We start from the raw sequence: 2,213 nt of genomic DNA, 5'->3' as shown, positions 1-2,213 counted from the left end.
GTAAAATTTTATCCTAGGGGTTTGGTCTCCAAACCCAACCACCTCTCCAAACTTAACCAAAAATGGGATTTGGAAACCAAACCCCTATCCATTTTACACCAATCCTAGGAGGATTTATATAAAAGTTAGAATTCAGAAGTTAAATTCTCAATTCTCAATTTAAAAATTCTTAATTCTCAATTCAAAAATTCTAAATTCATTATAAATTGCCCAAATTGCCATTGCTCTTAAATAATGACTAGCTCTAAAAGTTCCCTCTGCTGTAATAGCTTCTGGCGTGCGAAATTGTAACCCATTTTCATATATTTGTTTTACCACCGCTTCTGTTATTTCTAAAGCTTCTTTTTTCATACCAATTTGCACCATAAAAGCTGCTAAACCAAAATTAATTCCTGTCCAAACCTCTAAAGGATGGGTAGCATTAGGATTTTCTGGAGAACCATCAGGCAACACTCCATTAACTGCACCAAACTTGCCATTATGAAAATTTTTAAAACAAGAATTATAGACAGTTTTTAAAGCAGATAAAGCACATTCAACAGGTACAATATCTGGCAAATTTAACAGCTTGGCATAAAATTGACCACATAATTGGTCAGCCATTACTACTTCCGAATTACTATCACTATCCAAACGATAATATTTCCCATTCCATAATTTTTCTTGATAAATAGGTAATGCTTTTTCTAACCAATTTTCATAAACAGAAATTTGATTATTAATTGCATCTACAGAACTTTTATCAACCTCAGAATGGAAACCTTCCGGTGGATAATAAGGAATTTCCCTAGGATGCTCAATTAAAACTTTCCCAATAGCGATCGCTGCCTCCAATGCAGCTAACCATAACCCCCCACAATAAGCGCTCACCCCCCGCAACTGCCAATCATCAAAAGTTTGGTCTGGCGCTCCCTCATTTTCAGGAATGCCATCATGATCCTTATCAAAACCTTTGAGATATGCTAACGTTTCTACAATAGCAGACCAACATTCCCACAGAAATTCGTAATCATCTCCACCAGTCAACAGAAAATCTCGATACACTTGCAACACAAAATCACTAGATAAATCTTTCCATTGATTACAATCTTGATAACTGGTGTAATTCGTCTTTTCCCAAGGATGCTCATTCGGTGCCCCCAAGTCGTGGGGAGTTGATCCAGCAATTTTTCTCACTGCTGATGCTTGATTATAACCAATAATTCTGGGTGTATCATCCGCCGTCGAAATTGCCCGCGCGAACGCCACCAATACTGATTTTTCCAAATCCGGCCACAAGATTAACAACCCAAAAGAACCATATAACCTCACATCTAAACTCTCATACCAACGATAATCTAGACATTCCAGCACGGCAAACTGACCTTTAGGATCGCCTTCGCTAGCAGCACTCCAAATAGTTCCCCCACTTGTGAGATCGTAAAGTTCATTAAACAAAGCCATCTTAAACCAACCAGGCAAATTTTCCCGTTCTAGAATCGGATTTTGCCAAGCTTCAATATTCTCGCGCCAGGTTTGATAATGCTTCATCGCAGTACGAATTATTGACCAAGCATTTTTGCCATTGCGACCATAAAAATCTGTATAACGGCGGTAATATGAAACTCCAGCGCCAAACTCAGTCAGAGGCAAATCCCAAACTAAAAAGAACGGAATTTTCCGGGTTTTTCCTGGCCTGATAGTGAAACGAACTGACATCGCAACACCAACTTGTTCTCCCTCCGTTGCAGGTAGTTCGCTTTCTTCATCTATGAGAGTACCATCTATAGCAAAGTAATGCCAAATATCTTCTCCATCACCAGTAGGGTTCCACCTTGTGTGATAGCTGACTTCCATGCCTGCATTAGAAAAAGTCGCGATCGCCATTTGACCCTCTCCTTCTGCGGGTTCGTCGGCGATACTTAATTTTGTCATTGTGCAACCAATACGGTGAAAATCTTCTACTAATAAATTAAAGTTGTCTGTACTCTCTCCCCACCTTGGTTTGTATTCATAAACTGGAGTACCATCATCTCGCACTTGCACTTCCGGTGTTTTCGCAGAATTAGTAAACCAACCGATAGTATTTTGCCAAGTTAACATTATACTGAGTGTAATTGGTTCATCTGTAGGATTATGAGCAATCCATTCAAATATGGCGATCGGGTAACTGGTTTCTTGATAGTTACCCGCCCAAATTGGAGAAAATTGTTCGCAACTTAATTGTGCATTAA

At 39.1% G+C, this 2,213-nt stretch carries 1 protein-coding gene; it reads right to left on the bottom strand.

Features of this window, described 5'->3' with window-relative positions; genetic code table 11:
• Positions 1-159: 159 nt before the first annotated feature.
• Positions 160-2,213: GH116 family glycosyl hydrolase (locus tag AFK68_RS00835; protein WP_143437387.1), on the bottom strand; the 2,054-nt coding region annotated here is incomplete at its 5' end.

Source organism: Hydrocoleum sp. CS-953 (genome assembly GCF_002260545.1).
Classification (GTDB): Bacteria; Cyanobacteriota; Cyanobacteriia; order Cyanobacteriales; family Microcoleaceae; genus Trichodesmium.
The sequence above is the reverse complement of the archived record's forward strand: the minus strand, read 5'-3'. Positions and strand labels throughout refer to the sequence as shown.